General features: G+C 44.8%; 17 protein-coding genes, 1 tRNA gene and 1 pseudogene. 17 read left to right on the top strand and 2 right to left on the bottom strand.

The annotated features are described in order from the left end of the window. Window positions 1-63: 63 nt before the first annotated feature. From HMPREF2893_RS06125 to HMPREF2893_RS06115, 4 genes and pseudogenes are all read left to right on the top strand, one after another. Window positions 64-2,175: pseudogene (locus tag HMPREF2893_RS06125) on the top strand (DNA translocase FtsK); the annotation flags it as partial. Window positions 2,176-2,217: 42 nt separating this feature from the next. After that, window positions 2,218-2,424: a DNA translocase FtsK gene (locus HMPREF2893_RS11300; protein WP_398577639.1), complete on the top strand. Its 207-nt coding sequence runs from the start codon at window positions 2,218-2,220 to the stop codon at window positions 2,422-2,424. Between the two features lie 66 nt (window positions 2,425-2,490). Further along, window positions 2,491-2,877 (top strand): SMU1112c/YaeR family gloxylase I-like metalloprotein, encoded by a 387-nt coding sequence (locus HMPREF2893_RS06120; RefSeq protein WP_021153652.1) that lies wholly within the window; start codon window positions 2,491-2,493, stop codon window positions 2,875-2,877. Between the two features lie 8 nt (window positions 2,878-2,885). Beyond that, window positions 2,886-5,204, top strand: a complete 2,319-nt coding sequence (locus HMPREF2893_RS06115) for an HAD-IC family P-type ATPase (RefSeq protein WP_049522637.1) — start codon at window positions 2,886-2,888, stop codon at window positions 5,202-5,204. Window positions 5,205-5,390: 186 nt separating this feature from the next. Here HMPREF2893_RS06115 and HMPREF2893_RS06110 read toward each other — a convergent pair whose 3' ends face one another. After that, entirely contained in the window at window positions 5,391-5,735 is a 345-nt protein-coding gene (locus tag HMPREF2893_RS06110) for a DUF3397 family protein (RefSeq protein WP_024056054.1), read from the bottom strand. 160 nt (window positions 5,736-5,895) lie between these two features. Here HMPREF2893_RS06110 and rplK point away from each other — a divergent pair, with 160 nt between their 5' ends. The 7 genes from rplK to HMPREF2893_RS06075 all read left to right on the top strand — a co-directional run bounded on the left by rplK (window position 5,896) and on the right by HMPREF2893_RS06075 (window position 10,835). Next, window positions 5,896-6,321: a 50S ribosomal protein L11 gene (gene rplK, locus HMPREF2893_RS06105; protein WP_003005369.1), complete on the top strand. Its 426-nt coding sequence runs from the start codon at window positions 5,896-5,898 to the stop codon at window positions 6,319-6,321. Between the two features lie 97 nt (window positions 6,322-6,418). Next, a complete protein-coding gene (rplA, locus tag HMPREF2893_RS06100) occupies window positions 6,419-7,108 on the top strand; it encodes a 50S ribosomal protein L1 (RefSeq protein ID WP_003005355.1) in 690 nt (229 codons plus the stop codon). Between the two features lie 163 nt (window positions 7,109-7,271). After that, complete coding sequence (gene pyrH / locus HMPREF2893_RS06095; protein WP_003005706.1) at window positions 7,272-8,003, top strand: UMP kinase; 732 nt, start codon at window positions 7,272-7,274, stop codon at window positions 8,001-8,003. A gap of 19 nt (window positions 8,004-8,022) precedes the next feature. Then, complete coding sequence (gene frr, locus HMPREF2893_RS06090) at window positions 8,023-8,580, top strand: ribosome recycling factor (protein WP_003005165.1); 558 nt, start codon at window positions 8,023-8,025, stop codon at window positions 8,578-8,580. Between the two features lie 99 nt (window positions 8,581-8,679). After that, a complete protein-coding gene (gene cvfB / locus HMPREF2893_RS06085; protein ID WP_003005366.1) occupies window positions 8,680-9,534 on the top strand; it encodes an RNA-binding virulence regulatory protein CvfB in 855 nt (284 codons plus the stop codon). 10 nt (window positions 9,535-9,544) lie between these two features. Next, on the top strand, window positions 9,545-9,760 hold the full coding sequence (locus HMPREF2893_RS06080) for a YozE family protein (RefSeq protein WP_003005127.1): 216 nt from the start codon (window positions 9,545-9,547) through the stop codon (window positions 9,758-9,760). Window positions 9,761-9,839: 79 nt separating this feature from the next. Continuing rightward, window positions 9,840-10,835 (top strand): PhoH family protein, encoded by a 996-nt coding sequence (locus HMPREF2893_RS06075; RefSeq protein WP_023918766.1) that lies wholly within the window; start codon window positions 9,840-9,842, stop codon window positions 10,833-10,835. Window positions 10,836-10,882: 47 nt separating this feature from the next. Here the strand turns inward: HMPREF2893_RS06075 and ald are convergent, their stop codons facing one another. Further along, complete coding sequence (ald, locus tag HMPREF2893_RS06070) at window positions 10,883-11,995, bottom strand: alanine dehydrogenase (RefSeq protein WP_023918764.1); 1,113 nt, start codon at window positions 11,993-11,995, stop codon at window positions 10,883-10,885. 200 nt (window positions 11,996-12,195) lie between these two features. Between ald and HMPREF2893_RS06065 the strand changes: the two genes are divergently transcribed. The 6 genes from HMPREF2893_RS06065 to HMPREF2893_RS06035 all read left to right on the top strand — a co-directional run bounded on the left by HMPREF2893_RS06065 (window position 12,196) and on the right by HMPREF2893_RS06035 (window position 17,719). Next, window positions 12,196-12,765, top strand: coding sequence for a GNAT family N-acetyltransferase (locus HMPREF2893_RS06065; RefSeq protein ID WP_070466351.1), 570 nt, complete (start codon window positions 12,196-12,198; stop codon window positions 12,763-12,765). A gap of 50 nt (window positions 12,766-12,815) precedes the next feature. After that, window positions 12,816-12,888, top strand: a tRNA-Thr gene (locus tag HMPREF2893_RS06060). Between the two features lie 394 nt (window positions 12,889-13,282). Beyond that, entirely contained in the window at window positions 13,283-15,007 is a 1,725-nt protein-coding gene (gene tetA(46) / locus HMPREF2893_RS06050; protein WP_070466347.1) for a tetracycline efflux ABC transporter Tet(46) subunit A, read from the top strand. A 1-nt stretch (window position 15,008) separates the two neighbouring features. Then, window positions 15,009-16,745, top strand: a complete 1,737-nt coding sequence (gene tetB(46), locus HMPREF2893_RS06045) for a tetracycline efflux ABC transporter Tet(46) subunit B (protein ID WP_070449688.1) — start codon at window positions 15,009-15,011, stop codon at window positions 16,743-16,745. Window positions 16,746-16,842: 97 nt separating this feature from the next. After that, window positions 16,843-17,340, top strand: a complete 498-nt coding sequence (gene ybeY, locus HMPREF2893_RS06040; protein WP_003005431.1) for an rRNA maturation RNase YbeY — start codon at window positions 16,843-16,845, stop codon at window positions 17,338-17,340. Then, complete coding sequence (locus HMPREF2893_RS06035; RefSeq protein WP_003005463.1) at window positions 17,321-17,719, top strand: diacylglycerol kinase family protein; 399 nt, start codon at window positions 17,321-17,323, stop codon at window positions 17,717-17,719. Before ybeY ends, HMPREF2893_RS06035 begins: the two co-directional genes overlap by 20 nt. Window position 17,720: the final 1 nt, after the last annotated feature.

The following is a 17,720-nucleotide window of genomic DNA, read 5'->3' as shown; positions in this document are numbered from 1 at the left end:
CTGAAAAATTGAGGAAATGATTTTACTAGAGAACTGGCCTGGAAATGTGATATAATAAAGGTTATGGCAAACAATAATCAATCAAAAAAAACACGGTCGACGAGACGACTGTCCAAAGCAGAATTAGAAAGAAAAAAAGCGATTCATCGCATGATTGCGACCATTCTCATTAGTCTGGTTTTAGTTTTTGCGGCCTTGAAATTGGGAGCAGTAGGGGTCTTGGCCTACAACTTGATCCGACTGATTGTTGGGAGTTTGGCTTACTTGGCTATTTTAGCGACCTTTTTCTACCTCTATGCCTTTAAATGGCTGGACAAACACGAAGGGGTGATTTCAGGATTCCTAAGCTTCTTTGCTGGGGTTCTCTTGATGTTTCAGGCCTTCTTTGTATCCTCCCTTCATTTAGACAATAATGGAATCAAGGTCACCTTTTCAAGAATCATGGCAGACTTGATTCATCTGCGAGTGGAGAGCTTTGCCGGTGGTGGTATGATCGGTGCCCTTCTTTATGCCCCGATTTCCTTCCTCTTTTCAAATATTGGCTCTTATTTTATTGGCCTTCTCTTTATTGGATTGGGGATCCTCTTGATGAGTCCTTACTCCATCTATGATTTGTTTGAAAAGGGATCGGAAGCCTTCCACTCTTCTATGGAAAAACGCAAAGAACGTCGCGAGCAGAAATTCCTTGAACAGGAAGCGAGAGCTACTGAGGAAGCTGCTGCAGCTGAACGAGAGCAAGAAGAAGCAAGTGCAGTTCTTCCAACTCCCCTTTCAATGGAAGGGTATCCTGTAGACCCTGAAACGGGAGAGGTGCTGGCGGAGGAGCCGTTCACAGAGTCTTTCTCAGAAGCTGAAATTGTCGCACCAGCAACACCAGAGATCTACCTGCCAGATGAAGAATGGCCTGAAGAGCCTGAAGCATACGAAGAGCTTCCGGAAGCCGAAGAATTCGAGGACGATGGGGAAGAAGTTCAAGTGGATTTCACACCTAAGGAACTCCTCCAGTACAAGCTTCCAACCATTGATCTCTTCGCACCTGACAAGCCCAAAAATCAATCCAAAGAGAAAAACATCGTTCGCCAGAACATCCGCATTTTGGAAGAGACCTTTGCAAGCTTCAATATCAAGGCGACAGTGGAGCGGGCAGAGATCGGTCCTTCTGTCACCAAGTATGAAGTCAAGCCAGCTGTTGGTGTGCGGGTCAACCGCATCTCTAACCTAGCAGATGATTTGGCCTTGGCCCTAGCAGCCAAGGATGTGCGGATTGAAGCACCGATTCCAGGGAAGTCTCTGGTCGGGATTGAAGTGCCCAACTCAGAGATTGCGACGGTTTCCTTCCGTGAATTGTGGGAGCAGTCCAAAACAGATCCAGCTAAACTCCTTGAGATTCCTCTTGGGAAGGCTGTAGATGGTTCAGCTCGGACCTTTGATTTGGCTCGGATGCCCCACCTCTTGGTAGCGGGGTCTACCGGATCTGGTAAGTCAGTAGCGGTTAATGGGATTATTTCGAGTATCTTGATGAAGGCCCGTCCGGACGAAGTTAAGTTTATGATGGTCGATCCAAAGATGGTGGAGCTTTCTGTCTACAATGATATTCCTCATCTATTGATTCCAGTGGTGACCAACCCACGCAAGGCTAGTCGAGCCCTGCAGAAGGTCGTTGATGAGATGGAAAATCGCTATGAGCTCTTCTCGAAAGTGGGTGCTCGTAATATTGCTGGCTTTAATGCCAAGGTGGCTGAGTACAATGCCCAGTCTGAGATGAAGCAAGTGCCCCTTCCATTGATCGTGGTCATTGTCGATGAGTTGGCAGACTTAATGATGGTCGCAAGTAAAGAAGTAGAAGATGCCATTATTCGCCTTGGACAGAAGGCGCGTGCAGCGGGGATCCACATGATTCTCGCGACCCAACGGCCATCGGTTGACGTTATCTCAGGTTTGATCAAGGCCAATGTGCCTTCCCGTGTCGCTTTTGCGGTATCATCTGGGACCGACTCACGGACCATCTTGGATGAAAATGGAGCAGAGAAATTGCTCGGTCGCGGGGACATGCTCTTTAAACCGATTGATGAAAATCATCCGATCCGTCTCCAAGGATCCTTTATCTCTGATGATGATGTGGAGCGGATTGTCAACTTTGTCAAAGAGCAGGCAGAAGCTGATTATGATGATGCCTTTGATCCAGGAGAAGTATCGGAGTCAGACTTTGACGGAGGTATGGGTGGCTCAGACGAAGGCGATCCTCTCTTTGAAGAGGCAAAGGCGCTCGTGATTGAAACCCAAAAAGCCAGTGCTTCCATGATCCAGCGCCGCTTATCGGTTGGTTTTAACCGAGCGACTCGCCTCATGGAAGAGTTGGAAGCAGCGGGTGTGATTGGACCAGCTGAAGGAACCAAGCCTCGAAAAGTATTGCAACAATCATAAGAATAGGGAAAAAGGGCATATGTCCCACTCCCTTTTCTTTTTATAGAAAATAGAAAGTAGGACCAGATGAAGTTAGACACGATTCATCATATTGCCATCATTGGACGGGATCGCGACGCCATGTTGCATTTTTATGTGGACCAGTTGGGCTTTGCGATTGTCAGTGAGTATGACCGTCCCGAACGCGGAGATATCTTGATCAATCTCCGTCAGGGTCAGCTGACTTTAGAACTCTTTATCAAACCGACGGCCCCAGAACGGCCTAAGCTCCCCTTGCCCGAGCATGCGGGACTGCGTCATCTAGCCTTTCAAGTGGACGATGTAGAGACGTATCTAGCTAGATTGGATCAGCTAGGTATTGAGAATACAGGCCTTCGCTATGATGACTTTGATGGCAAGAAGATGGCATTTTTCTTCGATCCAGAAGGATTGCCCTTGGAAATACATGAGTGAGGAAAGCAATGGTTAGATTAGAAGGACTCAGTCAGGAAGAAGTAGCCAAAAAGATCCAAGAGGGCAAGCAAAATAGGGTCACGATTAAGACAGAAAAAAGTATTGGGCAGATCATTCGAGACAATGTCTTTACTTACTTTAATCTGATTTTCCTGGTCTTAGCGGTCTTGCTGGTAGCAGTGAAGTCTTGGAACAATCTCTTGTTTGTCCCGGTCGTCGTGGTCAACTCCTTGGTAGGAATTGTGCAGGAAGTCCGCTCTCGACGGATCTTGCGTCAGATGCAATTTCTGCATATGAGTGAGGCGATCGTTCTTCGCGAAGGAAAAGAAGTCGCTCTACCGATCGATCAGCTGGTAGAGGGCGATCTGGTTCGTTTTCAAGCTGGAGATCAGATCTATGCGGATGGGGTCTTGCTGGAGGGCGAGCTAAAAGTCGATGAGTCGCAATTGACAGGTGAAGCCGATGAGGTCAAAAAAGGAGCGCAAGATGCGCTCATGTCAGGTAGCTTTGTGATTGCTGGTCAAGGACTGGCACGATTGGATAAAGTTGGGAACGACTCCTACATCAACCAATTGAGCCTGGAAGCCAAGCAGGTCAAGTCTCATGAGGAGTCCGATATGGTCCATGCGGTCAATCGCATTGTGGGGATCATTGGTCTCCTTATCATTCCGCTAGGTTCGCTCCTTTTTCTTCGCAGCTATATCAGCCTAGGCGATAGTCTCAAGCTCAGTGTGACTTCAACAGTCGGGGCCTTGATCGGGATGATTCCAGAAGGCTTGTATCTCTTGATGACCTTGGCACTGGCTCTGGGTGCTGTCAGATTAGCCAAGGAAAAGGTCCTGCTCAATAGCATGAAGGGGATTGAGACCTTATCGCGCGTGGATATCCTTTGTGTCGATAAGACAGGGACCATTACAGAGCCGGGTATGGAAGTAACAGAGATTCGTCCAGTTAAAGACGCTCAAGACTTGGAAGCTCTAGCTCAGTATGTAGAAGCTAGTATGGATCAAAACGATACCATGGATGCCATCCGTAAATTCCACAAGACACAAGTCAGCCAGCCTTGGGAGGCTCTCGACATTCAGCCCTTTACGTCTAAGAAAAAGTATGGGGCCATTGCCTTTGAATCTGGGATCTATGTATTGGGGGCTCCAGAATTTGTCTTACGAGAGGGCTTCTCTGAGCTTGAACAAGAGATAGCTCCTGCTACTCAGGCAGGGAATCGGGTCTTGGCCTTTGGGAAATATAAGGGAGAACACCTGGGAGAGACTTTAGAGGCTCCTGTAGACTTGGTAGCCTGGATTATTCTCTCCAATCCTTTGAGAAAAAATGCCAAAGAAACCTTCGCCTACTTCAAACAACAAGGAGTGACCATTAAGGTCATTTCAGGGGACAACCCAGCTACAGTTTCTGCCATCGCGCAAAAAGCAGGCATTAAAGGAGCAGAAGATCTAATCGATGCCAGAACCTTGCTGACGGAAGAAGACTTGCACCAAGCGGCGAGCCAGTATACAGTCTTTGGTCGAGTGACACCAGAGCAAAAGAAAAGCCTTGTAGAAGGCTTGCAGGCAAAGGGGCATAAAGTCGCCATGACTGGAGATGGCGTCAACGATATTCTGGCCCTCAAAACAGCGGATTGTAGTATTGCGATGGAATCTGGAAATGATGCGACCAAAAAGATGGCGCAAGTGGTTTTACTGGATTCCGACTTTGGAAAGATGCCGTCCATCGTGGCAGAAGGTCGGCGGGTGGTCAATAATATTCAACGATCAGCCAGTCTCTTTTTGATCAAGAATATCTTTTCCATTTTGTTGGCCATCTCAGTGACGCTTTTAGCCTTTACCTATCCCATTATGCCGTCACAGATGTCTTTGATCAGTGGTTTTACGATTGGGATTCCAGGATTCTTTCTAGCGCTTGAGCCCAATAGCGAGCGCATCAAAGGGCGCTTTATCGAAACGGTCTTTAAAAATGCGCTACCTGCTGCCTTGACGGATTTTATACTGATCTTTAGTTTGGTATTGCTCTCTTCAACATTTGGCATGAGGTCGGAAGAACTCTCAAGTGCAGCCATCTGCTTGATGGCCTTCGTTGGCTTTACCATTATCTATCAAGAATCCCAGCCTCTCAATCACTACAAGAGACTGGTTCTTCTAGGAAATATCCTAGCCTTCCTGGTTTCAAGTAGTATCTTAGGGAGATTCTTTAACATGAGCCCCTTGAGGCTTCAAACGCTGCTTATCTGCGCTATCATGGCAGTTCTTGCTCTCTTCTTGATTCAAGTATTCAAGAAACTAGTGGGCTGGTTCTTTCATCGAAAGAAATAAAAAAGAGAGTGGGACAGAAATCGGTAATTCGTTAGAATTCGATTTCGTCGTCCCACCTCCGCACAGTTGAGTAGGGCTGTAAAAGCTGATGAAATCAGCGTAGTAGAGCCCACTCAACCACTGCGTCTTGCTCGACAATCCAAAAACAATTGAGAGGCTAGGACTTTTGTCCCAGCCTCTTTGCCATTAGATAAACAAACTAGCGGTTAAGATCAGATAGAGCAAGAAGGTAACTAGAAATCCAGCGCGCCAGAAGTATTTGATAAATTTCGGATAATAAAAACACTTTTTCTTTTTTAAGAAATAAATCGTTAGCCCCAAGGCCAAAAGCGAAAGGCTCAAGGCTAATAGTGGTAAGAGGCTGTGGTAAAAGGCGCTGTCTGAGATCAGGTAGTACTCCAAGGCAAATAAAGGAAAGGCAATATCGGTAGATCGCCATCCTCTTTTTTGGAGTTTAAAGAGGTGAACAATGATGCCGCTCAGAATCAGCGTTAAAAAAATAAATAATACAGAAGCAACTTTGATTAACATAGCTTCATTCTATCATAAAACGAAAAAAAAGTTTACTATATTTTAATTTTTTCTTGCAAAAAAAGAGAAATCGTGTATAATAGAAAGGTATGCACAAAGCATACTTGTGGGAGGTAAAAATCTGTAATTACCGCCAAAACCACAAAGGAGGATTTAAGAAATGGCTAAAAAAGTCGAAAAACTTGTAAAATTGCAAATCCCTGCTGGTAAAGCTACTCCAGCTCCACCGGTTGGTCCAGCGCTTGGTCAAGCAGGTATCAACATCATGGGATTCACTAAAGAGTTTAACGCTCGTACAGCTGATCAAGCTGGTATGATCATCCCAGTTGTTATCACTGTTTATGAAGACAAATCATTCGATTTCGTTACAAAAACACCACCAGCTGCTGTTCTTTTGAAAAAAGCTGCAGGTGTTGAAAAAGGTTCAGGTACACCGAACAAAACGAAAGTTGCAACTGTAACTCGTGCACAAGTACAACAAATCGCTGAAACTAAGATGCCAGATTTGAACGCTGCAAACATTGAGTCTGCAATGCGTATGATCGAAGGTACTGCTCGTTCTATGGGATTCACTGTTACTGACTAATTGTAACAATCCTATTTGCCCGCAATACACTTGATCAAATGACGAGTGACGTGGGAGATGAAAATCGATATGACCACATTACAAGGAGAAAGATAAAATGGCTAAAAAAAGCAAACAACTTCGTGCTGCTCTTGAAAAAATCGACAGCACAAAAGTCTACAGCGTAGAAGAAGCTGTAGCTCTTGCAAAAGAAACTAACTTTGCAAAATTTGACGCAACTGTAGAAGTTGCTTACAACTTGAACATCGACGTGAAAAAAGCTGACCAACAAATCCGTGGTGCAATGGTATTGCCAAACGGAACTGGTAAAACAGCTCGCGTACTTGTATTTGCACGTGGTGCAAAAGCTGAAGAAGCAAAAGCTGCTGGTGCAGACTTCGTAGGTGAAGATGACCTTGTTGCGAAAATCAACGATGGTTGGTTGGACTTCGACGTTGTTATCGCTACACCTGACATGATGGCTCTTGTTGGACGTCTTGGACGTGTCCTTGGACCACGTAACTTGATGCCAAACCCTAAAACTGGTACAGTAACAATGGATGTTGCGAAAGCAGTTGAAGAGTCTAAAGGTGGTAAAATCACTTACCGTGCTGATAAAGCAGGTATCGTTCAAGCGATCATCGGTAAAGTTTCATTCGATGATACTAAATTGGTTGAAAACTTTAAAGCTTTCAACGACACAATCCAAAAAGCAAAACCAGCTACAGCTAAAGGTACTTACGTAACTAGCTTGACTTTGACTACAACTCAAGGTCCTGGTATCAAAGTGGATGTTAACTCACTTTAATTGAAATGAAAAGCTGCCTTCGGGTAGCTTTTTTTGTACGCCATTTTTATTTGCTACAGTTGGTAAAACTAATCGGATGGAAAAAAGAAAATTTTGATAGATATGACTATATAAAAAACGTAATTTATGGTAAAATAATACAGATCAAAAAAGGAGAGAGAAAATGGTAGAACCTAAGTATAAACGTATCTTAATCAAGCTATCTGGTGAGGCTCTTGCCGGCGAACGTGGTGTCGGAATCGATATCAAAACTGTCCAAAATATGGCCCAAGAAATCAAGGAAGTTCATGAACTTGGAATTGAAATTGCCTTGGTGATTGGAGGGGGAAACCTTTGGCGTGGAGAACCTGCTGCTGAAGCAGGGATGGATCGTGTCCAAGCAGACTACACAGGTATGCTTGGGACTGTCATGAACGCTCTTGTGATGGCTGATTCGCTTCAACAAGTTGGCGTGGATACCCGTGTTCAAACTGCGATTGCCATGCAACAAGTCGCAGAACCATATATCCGTGGTCGTGCCCTTCGTCACCTTGAAAAAGATCGGATCGTGATCTTTGGTGCAGGGATCGGTTCTCCTTACTTCTCAACAGATACGACCGCAGCCCTTCGTGCAGCTGAGATTGAAGCAGATGCCATTCTCATGGCCAAAAATGGGGTCGATGGTGTTTACAATGCCGATCCGAAAAAAGATGCTTCAGCTGTGAAATTTGAGGAATTGACTCACCGTGATGTGATCAATAAAGGTCTTCGCATCATGGACTCAACAGCTTCTACACTCTCCATGGACAACGACATTGACTTGGTTGTCTTTAACATGAATGAACCAGGCAATATCAAACGTGTTGTCTTTGGTGAAAATATCGGTACAACCGTATCGAATAACGTAGAAAAATAATAGAAAATAGAGGAAGATTATGGCAAACCCAATCGTAGAAAAAGCAAAAGAAAGAATGACCCAGTCTCACCAAAGTTTGGGACGTGAATTTGGTAGCATCCGTGCTGGACGTGCAAATGCAAGTCTTTTGGATCGTATTTTCGTAGAATACTACGGAGTAGAGACTCCATTGAACCAATTGGCATCTATCACCATTCCAGAGGCGCGTGTCTTGTTGATCACACCATTTGATAAATCATCTTTGAAAGACATCGAGCACAGCATCAATGCTTCTGACCTTGGTATCACTCCAGCCAACGATGGATCTGTTATCCGCTTGGTTATCCCAGCTTTGACAGAAGAAACTCGTCGCGACTTGGCAAAAGAAGTGAAAAAAGTGGGTGAAAATGCTAAAGTAGCGATCCGTAACATTCGTCGTGATGCTATGGATGAAGCGAAGAAACAAGAAAAAGCAAAAGAAATCACAGAAGATGAATTGAAAGGTCTTGAAAAAGAGATTCAAAAAGTTACGGATGACGCTGTTAAGCATGTAGATGAAATGACAGCTCACAAAGAAAAAGAATTGATGGAAGTTTAATCCATCCCAACCATTACAGGAAAGATAGACTCAGTTGGCACTGCTGGCTGGGTTTTATTTCCATTATTCTTGTGAAGAGGCAAGAGGAAAGAAGGAAACATGAATACGAATCTAGCAAGCTACATCATGGGAATGGTCATCGATGAAAATGATCACTTCTATTTTGTTCAAAAAGATGGCCAAACCTACGCGCTTGATAAAGCAGAAGGCCCACACCAAGTCGGAGAAAGTGTCAAGGGCTTTGCCTATACAGATATGAAGCAAAAACTACGACTCACGACACTTGAAGTCACTGCAACTCAAGAAAGCTTTGGCTGGGGAACGGTCACGGAAGTGCGCAAGGATTTGGGAGTCTTCGTGGATACAGGGCTTCCAGATAAGCAGATTGTTGTCTCACTAGATATCCTACCGGAGATCAAAGATCTATGGCCTAAAAAGGGCGATCGTCTCTATATTCGTTTAGAAGTCGATAAGAAAGATCGGATTTGGGGGATCTTAGCCTACCAGGAAGATTTCCAGCGTTTGGCTCGTCCAGCCTACAACAATATGCAAAACCAAAACTGGCCAGCCATTGTCTACCGCTTGAAATTGTCTGGGACCTTTGTTTACCTTCCAGAGAATAATATGCTGGGCTTTATCCACCCAAGTGAGCGCTATGCAGAACCTCGTTTGGGAGAGGTCTTAAATGCTCGCGTTATTGGTTTTCGTGAGGTGGACCGGACCTTGAACCTATCTTTGAAGCCACGCTCCTTTGAGATGTTGGAAAACGATGCCCAAATGATTTTGACCTATTTGGAAGCCAATGGTGGCTTTATGACCTTGAATGATAAATCATCTCCAGAAGAGATCAAGGCAACTTTTGGGATTTCAAAAGGCCAGTTCAAAAAGGCCTTGGGTGGCTTGATGAAGGCCAAAAAAATCAAGCAGGACCAGTTTGGAACAGAGTTAATCTAAGAGGAGGCTTATGCGAAAATCGTTTTATACTTGGTTGATGACGGAGCGTAATCCTAAAAGCAATGCTCCTAAGGCCATTCTAGCAGATCTTGCTTTTCACGAGTCTGCTTTTCCCAAGCATACAGATGACTTTGACGAGGTCAGTCGCTATCTAGAAGAGCATGCGAGCTTTTCCTTTAATCTTGGCGATTTTGATGCGATTTGGGAAGAATACCAAGCCCACTAGAGAAGGATAGGTCGAGGATGGTTTTTTCTCGGCCTCTTTGTTATAATAATAGAAAAATACAGGTAGAGAGGTTCTTTATTTGCAAGAACATTCAGTTGAAATTACATTAACGCATCCAGACGATCTCTTTCATTTGTTTGGATCTAACGAACGCCATCTTCGTTTGATGGAGCAAGAATTTGGGGTAACTATTCACGCCCGGACAGAAATCGTCCAAATCATTGGGGAAGAAGAAAGCTGCGAGCAGGTTCGTCAAGTCATCCAGGCTCTTTTGGTCCTCGTCAACCGTGGCATGACCATTGGAACGCCGGATGTGGTGACCGCCATTACCATGGTGAGAAATGGTGAATTGGATAAGTTCATCGCTCTCTATGAAGAAGAGATTATCAAGGATAGTTACGGTAAGCCCATTCGAGTTAAAACGCTTGGTCAAAAGATCTATGTGGATAGTGTCAAGAATCATGATGTCACTTTTGGGATTGGACCAGCGGGGACTGGGAAAACCTTCCTAGCAGTGACCTTGGCTGTGACTGCCCTCAAGCGTGGTCAAGTCAAGCGGATCATTTTGACGCGTCCTGCTGTTGAAGCTGGAGAGAGCCTTGGTTTCCTTCCAGGAGATCTCAAAGAAAAAGTAGACCCTTATCTACGTCCGGTCTATGATGCTCTTTATCAAATTTTAGGGAAAGACCAAACCACTCGGATGATGGAGCGGGAGATTATCGAGATAGCGCCTTTGGCTTATATGCGGGGGCGGACCTTGGACGATGCCTTTGTCATCCTCGATGAAGCGCAAAACACCACCATCATGCAGATGAAGATGTTTTTGACCCGTCTTGGTTTTAACTCTAAGATGATTGTCAATGGAGATACTAGCCAGATTGACCTTCCTCGAAATGTCAAATCCGGCTTGATTGATGCTCAGGAGAAATTGAAGAACATTTCTCAAATTGACTTTGTGCATTTCTCTGCCAAGGATGTCGTTCGCCATCCAGTAGTAGCAGAGATTATTCGGGCCTATGAGCCCATTCCAAATCCAGTCCTCAAAGAAAAACCGGATGTGGAAGAAGAAGAATAAAAGAAAAGGCAAAGATCATCAGATCTTTGCCTTTTTTATGTTAGAAATTAAACCAATTCATCGATTGGGGTGAAGTCGCGCTCTAAACCAGTAGCAACAGGTTGGCTTGTGATATGGCCTTGGTAAGTGGTGACCCCTTGGCGCAGGCCTTCGTCGAGGGCAATTGCCTTGTGGAAGCCATTGTCAGCTAGGGATTCGACATAAGGAAGGGTCACATTGGTAAGGGCGATAGTAGAGGTACGAGCGACAGCCCCTGGGATATTGGCAACGGCATAATGGAGCACGCCATGTTTTTCGTAAACTGGCTCCGTATGCGTTGTGACACGGTCTGCTGTTTCGATAACCCCACCTTGGTCAACGGCCACATCGACGATGACTGAACCGGGACGCATTTGTTTAACCATATCGTCTGTCACTAATTTAGGAGCTTTAGCACCAGGAATCAAGACAGCACCGATGACAACATCGGCATCACGGACGCTGGCCTCAATATTAAATGGGTTGGACATAAGGGTTTGGATTTGATGACCAAAGACATCTTCCAGAACAGCCAGACGTTTGGCGCTGATATCTAAGATGGTCACTTGGGCACCGAGTCCAAGGGCGATACGAGCTGCGTGGGTTCCAACGACCCCGCCTCCGATGATGGTGACTTTCCCTTTGGGAACACCTGGCACCCCACCTAGGAGGACGCCTGATCCACCTTCTTGTTTGGTCAGGAAGTGAGCACCGATTTGCACGGCCATCCGTCCAGCAACCTCACTCATTGGCACCAAGAGAGGCAATTGTCCATCAAGGTCACGCACCGTTTCGTAGGCCACCCCTGTTGTTTTAGCTGAGACCATAGCGTCCGCTAATTCTGGAGCAGCAGCCATATGCAAGTAAGTGAAGAGCAAGAGGTCTTCGCGAAGGAAGCCGTATTCTTCAGCGAGAGGTTCTTTGACTTTGACCACCATCTCAGCGGCCCAAGCTTCTGCAGCAGTTGCTACAATAGTCGCTCCTTGTTTGGCGTAATCTTCATCGACAAAGCCAGAACCAAGTCCAGCATTTGTTTCCACCAACACTTGATGTCCTTTCTTCACCAAGCTTTGTACGCCTGCAGGTGTCAAACCGACCCGATTTTCGTTGTTTTTAATTTCTTTAGGAATTCCAATGAGCATTTTTGCCTCCTTGCTCAGATTTAGGTGTAAAAAGGCCATTGGTGTGAGATTGCTCTCTTGACTCAATGACCTTTTCACTCCTTATCTGATTGTTTTGATTGATTTTATTGTATAGAAAAGTGGGTTAAAAAGCAAGAAAAATTTGAGCTTGCCTTCCTTTAGGTTATTTGCTAAACTAATCCCTAAAGAAGGAGTGTCAAATGGAAAATTTATATGTGAAGTTAGCGGCTTATCTAGAAATAGAGACTGAGCGCTTGCACTTGCGTCCGGTCACTCTTGAAGATGCACCAGCTATGTTTGAGTATGCTTCTGATGAGACAGTTACGCGCTATACCTTTGCAACCAATCAAAGTATAGAAGAGACGCGTAATAATATTGCCCTCTTTTACCTAGCGAGCCCACTTGGAAGATGGGGGATCGAGCTCAAAGAAAATGAAAAATTTATAGGGACGATTGATTTACTGGATTTGGATCTTTGTCTGAAGAAGGGGAGTATTGGCTATGTTCTGAATAAAGATTATTGGAACCAGGGTCTTGCGACAGAGGCTACCAAGGCAGTCATTGCCTTGGCTTTTGAACAGTTAGGAATGAACAAGCTCATTGCTGTTCATGATAAGGACAATCCAGCTTCTGGCCGGGTGATGGCTAAATCAGGTATGAAATATTCTCACGAGGAGCCCTACGCGATGCTAGACTTGCATGAAGAGGGGCGAATGGTGACAAGAGTCCACTATGTCCTCACGAAGGAAGAATATTTGGCAGAAAAATGATTCAGGATATTGACAAAAGACCTATCTCCATGATATAGTAGATAGGTACTGCTGGTTTAGCTCAGTCGGTAGAGCGCATCCATGGTAAGGATGAGGTCGCCGGTTCAATCCCGGCAACTAGCATAGCAGAAGAGAGAAGCTTAGAGAAGATCTAGGCTTCTTTTTTTGCGAGTCTATCTTTAACAGTCCGGCTTTTTTCAACAATTTTCAAAAAAACGTTGACAAGCAAGGAAATCCGTGGTAAAGTTAGAACAACAAAGAGAAAGGAGAAAACCATCATGAACAAAGTAGATGTTTTGATGACACAATTGAATACACAACTTCTCCAATCTCAGTTGAGTTCTATGTAAAAATTGAATGAAACCCAAGATGGAGGAGTCTGTCTTGGGTTTTTTGTATGCATTTTTGCCTGCCTTAACTGAATTGGTGACAGGCATCAGAAGGCCCAAGTGTGGACTGAGCACCTACTCAGCTCCTTGCTTGGGTTTTTTCTGTTCCATTTTGAAAAGGAGAATATATGATCAGAGCTATTTGGGAGTATATCAGGGAGCGCAAGTGGCGATATGTGAAGATCGCTATGGTCCTGATTCTTTATGATTACACCTTATTGATCCCGACGCAAGTTATCCAGCGTTTAGTGGATCATTTGAGTCAGCAGACGCTGACGCAATCGAACTTTGTATGGGATATGGTCCTATTGGTAGGGTCAGCCATCCTCAATTATTTGACGGCTTTTTATTGGCAGTTGCGACTCTTTCAGTCGTCAGTCCATTTCAAGGCGACCCTTCAGGGTCAAGCGTTTCGTAAGCTAGTAGCCATGCGGCGTCCCTTTTTTGAGAAATTCCGTTCAGGAGATCTCTTGACGCGCTTTACGACAGATGTGGATGGGATGGCCGATATGGCTGGTTACGGGATGATGGTGCTCCTGTTTGGCGGTGGCTTGTTTGCCTTTATTATTCCGACCATGTTTTTCATTTCTTGGCAATTAACCTTGATTTCCTTTATTCCCATGATCTTCCTCGTCGTCTCTACCTATTTTTTGAGTAGAAAGCAGGAGGAGTATGTTGAGCAAAACCGGGAAGCAGTCGCTCAGTTGAACGATGAGGTCTTGGAGTCGATCGAAGGGATCCGGGTCATGCGGGCCTATAGTAGACGGGACCAGCAGGTCAAACAGTTTCAGAAAAAAACAGCCAGTCTCTCCAAAACAGGGGACAAAATTGCCTCTATCCAGTATTCTTTTGGACCTTTAGCCCTGTTGTTTATTGGATTCTCGACGGTCTTGCTCCTGCTATTTGGAGGCCAGTCCCTGGCAAGCGGGCAGTTGAGCCTTGGTAAGTTATTGGCTTTACAGCTGTATTTGGTCTTCTTAATTGAGCCTATGTGGATGATGGCGGACCTGATCTTGGTCTACCAGACAGGTCAAATGTCCTATAAAAAATTAAAAGAAGTGATTGATGAAACGGATGATCTGGAGCCAGATGGTCCTCACTACTTAGAGCAGATTGATTTGGTGCAGTTTAAGGACTATTCTTTCAGCTATCCTGGTGTTGAGCGAAAGAGCCTGTCAGGCATTGATTGGACCATTCAGAAAGGACAGACGGTTGGAATTGTTGGTCGTACCGGTGCAGGAAAGACTACCCTGGTTCGACAATTCTTGCGGCAGTACCCAGTTGGTGAGGGAGAGTTTTTGGTCAACCAGCAACCGATCGTGGACTACAACCGACACTCCATCGAAGAAAAAATTGGCTATGTTTCCCAAGAACATATTTTATTCTCCAAGTCTATCCGTGAGAATATAGCGCTTGGTAAAAAAGGAGCCAGCCAAGATGACTTGGTGGAAGCAGTAGCCCAAGCTGCTTTTGCGGATGATCTCGAGCGGATGTCTCAGGGAATGGACACCCTGATCGGTGAGAAAGGGGTCTCTGTATCAGGAGGTCAAAAACAACGGATTTCTCTGGCACGTGCCTTCTTAAGAGATGCAGAGCTCTTGCTGTTAGATGATTCCCTTTCGGCAGTAGATGCTAAGACTGAACAGGCCATTATTGACACGCTTCAAAAGGAACGAAAAGACAAGACGACCATTATTGTTTCTCATCGCTTGTCTGCTGTTCATCAGGCGGATTGGATCATCGTCTTGGATCAAGGACAGATTGTAGAAGAAGGCAGAGCTAGTGATTTATTGGCTCAAGAAGGCTGGTATTATGAACAATACCAACGGCAACAAAAACAGGAAGGAGAATAAGATGAAAGTTTTGAAACGATTATTATCTAGGATCACGCTTTATCCAACTGTCTTTCTTGCTGGCTTTATTTGCCTCTTACTAGCCACCATTTTTTCTGAATTGTCACCCTTTCTTCTCCAAAAGATGATCGATGGGCCTTTGACCGCACTGACCCACGGTGGCGGGCAAGGTGACTTGCTTCAGATGGGAGGATTTTATCTCTTGGTCTTGAGCCTGGGGCAGCTGATTAGCTACATGGGAAATCGGATCTTGCTACATGGAAGTAATCAAGTAACCGCTAGTCTGAGAGATCAAGCCTTTCAAGTCATGCAAGGGCTGCCTATTTCTTATTTTGATGATAAACCGGCTGGGAAGATCGCGACAAGAATTGTCAATGATACGGAGACCTTGCGGACCCAGTTTTATAACTCTTGTATGATTTTAGTCATTTATTTGGTTCGCTTTCTCTTTATCCTAGGGATTCTCTTTTACCTAAGTCCTATGATGGGCCTTCTCTTGTGTTTGGTCTTTCCAATTTTCTATGGGATTCAGTATCTCTACAAGGTCATGACGGACCAGCCGATGAAGGATTTCTTTGATGCGCGAAGCGAGGTCAATACCCAGGTCAATGAACTCTTGCATGGTGCCAGTATGATTCAGCTCTATCATCAAGAGCCTGGTGTGGTAGAGGAGTTTGAAGCCACTACCCAGAAGATGTTAGGAGCCAATGATCGAATCCTCTTAGCCGATTCTATTGCTTCTTGGACCTTGACGGAATTGCTCAAGTTTTTAGTGATTGCAGGCATTTTGACTATAGCTGGGATTTCTTTCCTACAGGGTAATATCGGTGTGACGGCTGGTTTCTTATTTATCAATATTAACTATGTCATTAATCTATTTGATCTCATGGCCAATCTCAGTCGTCAATTCCCAAATATTCGGCGATCCTTAGAAACGGGGAGCCGCGTCCTTGCCTTCTTAGACCAACCCTTAGAGGCCGATGGTGCATCGGAACTGAAGATAGAAAAGGCAGAAGTCGTGTTTGACGACGTTCAATTTGCCTATGAAGAAGGCAAGCCAGTTCTGCGGGATATTGCCTTTCAGGCTAGTCCAGGTCAAACCATCGCTCTTGTGGGCCATACTGGATCAGGTAAGTCTTCCATTATGAACCTGCTCTATCGTTTTTATGATCCTCAAGAAGGAGCGATTTTGATTGATGGTCAAGATATTCGCCAAGTCTCTCGTGAGAGCTTACGCAGCCATATGGGGATTGTTCTGCAGGATCCTTATCTATTTACAGGAACCATAGCTAGTAATGTAGCCATGAGTCAGGATCACATTGATCGGGATGCGGTCAAAGATGCCTTGAAAAAAGTCGGGGCTTGGCCCTTTGTAGAGCGCCTTGAAAAGGGAATCGACCATCCAGTCGTAGAAAAAGGATCCGCCTTTTCAAGTGGTGAGCGCCAATTGATTTCCTTTGCGCGGACGCTCTATATGAATCCGCAAATTCTGATTTTGGATGAGGCTACCTCTCACATCGATACGGAAACAGAAGAAATCATCCAGAAGGCTATGGCAGTCCTGCAAAAGGGCCGGACCACCTTTATCATTGCCCATCGCTTGTCCACTATTCAAGATGCGGATCAGATCTTAGTCTTATCCGAAGGGCGCATTGTGGAACGTGGTAGACACGAGGAACTGGTTGCACAAGGCGGGATCTATGCCCAGATGAATGCCATCCAGCAAACAGTGGTGTAAGATTGTCCTGCAAAGAAAAAGATTGAAAACCAGCCTGTATCTAGTATATAGGCTGGTTTTTGTGATATAATAAAGTGATAATAGTGAGGTGATCCAGATGTATATTGAAATGGTAGATGAGACTGGTCAAGTCTCTGACGAAATCTTAAAACAAACGCAAGAAATTTTAGAATTTGCTGCTCAAAAAATTGGGAAAGAAGACAAGGAAATGGCTGTGACTTTTGTAACCAATGAACGCAGTCATGAACTAAATCTTGAATACCGTGATACGGATCGTCCGACGGATGTCATCAGTTTAGAATACAAGCCAGAGATGGAGATTTCTTTTGACGAGGAAGACCTTGCAGAAAATCCAGAATTGGCAGAGATGATGGCTGAATTCGATACCTATATTGGTGAGCTCTTTATTTCAATTGATAAGGCGCGTGAGCAAGCCGAAGAATATGGCCACAGTTTTGAGCGCGAAATGGGATTTTTAGCAGTGCATGGTTTTCTTCACATTAATGGCTATGATCATTATACGCCGGAAGAAGAAAAGGAAATGTTTGGCTTACAGGAAGAGATTTTGACAGCCTATGGACTCACAAGACAATAAGCGAAAATGGAAAAATCGGGACTTCACTTCAAGCCTGGAGTTTGCGATAACAGGAATTTTTACTTCGATCAAAGAAGAGCGCAATATGCGCAAACATGCCTTATCAGCCCTTGTAGCAATTCTTGCTGGTTTGGTATTTAGGATTTCTGCGACAGAGTGGCTCTTTTTGTTGCTCAGCATCACCTTGGTGATTGCTTTTGAAATTATGAATTCAGCCATTGAAAATGTGGTGGATCTAGCTAGTAACTACCATTTCTCCATGTTGGCAAAGAATGCCAAAGACATGGCGGCTGGAGCAGTCCTCGTCGTATCAGGCTTTGCCCTACTAACAGGACTGGTGATTTTTGTGCCCAAATTCTGGGCCTTGGTATTTGGATAAG

The organism is Streptococcus sp. HMSC072C09 (genome assembly GCF_001813105.1).
Taxonomy (GTDB): domain Bacteria; phylum Bacillota; class Bacilli; order Lactobacillales; family Streptococcaceae; genus Streptococcus.
This window is presented reverse-complemented; position numbering and strand designations above follow the sequence as displayed.

Excerpts from the sequence above, each read along its gene's own strand:
- HMPREF2893_RS06080 (WP_003005127.1), top strand. The coding sequence starts at position 9,545 with ATGCGAAAATCGTTTTATACTTGGTTGATGACGGAGCGTAATCCTAAA.
- HMPREF2893_RS06035 (WP_003005463.1), top strand. The coding sequence starts at position 17,321 with ATGGACTCACAAGACAATAAGCGAAAATGGAAAAATCGGGACTTCACT.
- rplK (WP_003005369.1), top strand. The coding sequence starts at position 5,896 with ATGGCTAAAAAAGTCGAAAAACTTGTAAAATTGCAAATCCCTGCTGGT.
- HMPREF2893_RS06115 (WP_049522637.1), top strand. The coding sequence starts at position 2,886 with ATGGTTAGATTAGAAGGACTCAGTCAGGAAGAAGTAGCCAAAAAGATC.
- HMPREF2893_RS06110 (WP_024056054.1), bottom strand. The coding sequence starts at position 5,735 with ATGTTAATCAAAGTTGCTTCTGTATTATTTATTTTTTTAACGCTGATT.
- cvfB (WP_003005366.1), top strand. The coding sequence starts at position 8,680 with ATGAATACGAATCTAGCAAGCTACATCATGGGAATGGTCATCGATGAA.
- ald (WP_023918764.1), bottom strand. The coding sequence starts at position 11,995 with ATGCTCATTGGAATTCCTAAAGAAATTAAAAACAACGAAAATCGGGTC.
- HMPREF2893_RS06065 (WP_070466351.1), top strand. The coding sequence starts at position 12,196 with ATGGAAAATTTATATGTGAAGTTAGCGGCTTATCTAGAAATAGAGACT.
- ybeY (WP_003005431.1), top strand. The coding sequence starts at position 16,843 with ATGTATATTGAAATGGTAGATGAGACTGGTCAAGTCTCTGACGAAATC.
- rplA (WP_003005355.1), top strand. The coding sequence starts at position 6,419 with ATGGCTAAAAAAAGCAAACAACTTCGTGCTGCTCTTGAAAAAATCGAC.
- frr (WP_003005165.1), top strand. The coding sequence starts at position 8,023 with ATGGCAAACCCAATCGTAGAAAAAGCAAAAGAAAGAATGACCCAGTCT.
- HMPREF2893_RS06120 (WP_021153652.1), top strand. The coding sequence starts at position 2,491 with ATGAAGTTAGACACGATTCATCATATTGCCATCATTGGACGGGATCGC.
- pyrH (WP_003005706.1), top strand. The coding sequence starts at position 7,272 with ATGGTAGAACCTAAGTATAAACGTATCTTAATCAAGCTATCTGGTGAG.
- HMPREF2893_RS11300 (WP_398577639.1), top strand. The coding sequence starts at position 2,218 with ATGGGTGGCTCAGACGAAGGCGATCCTCTCTTTGAAGAGGCAAAGGCG.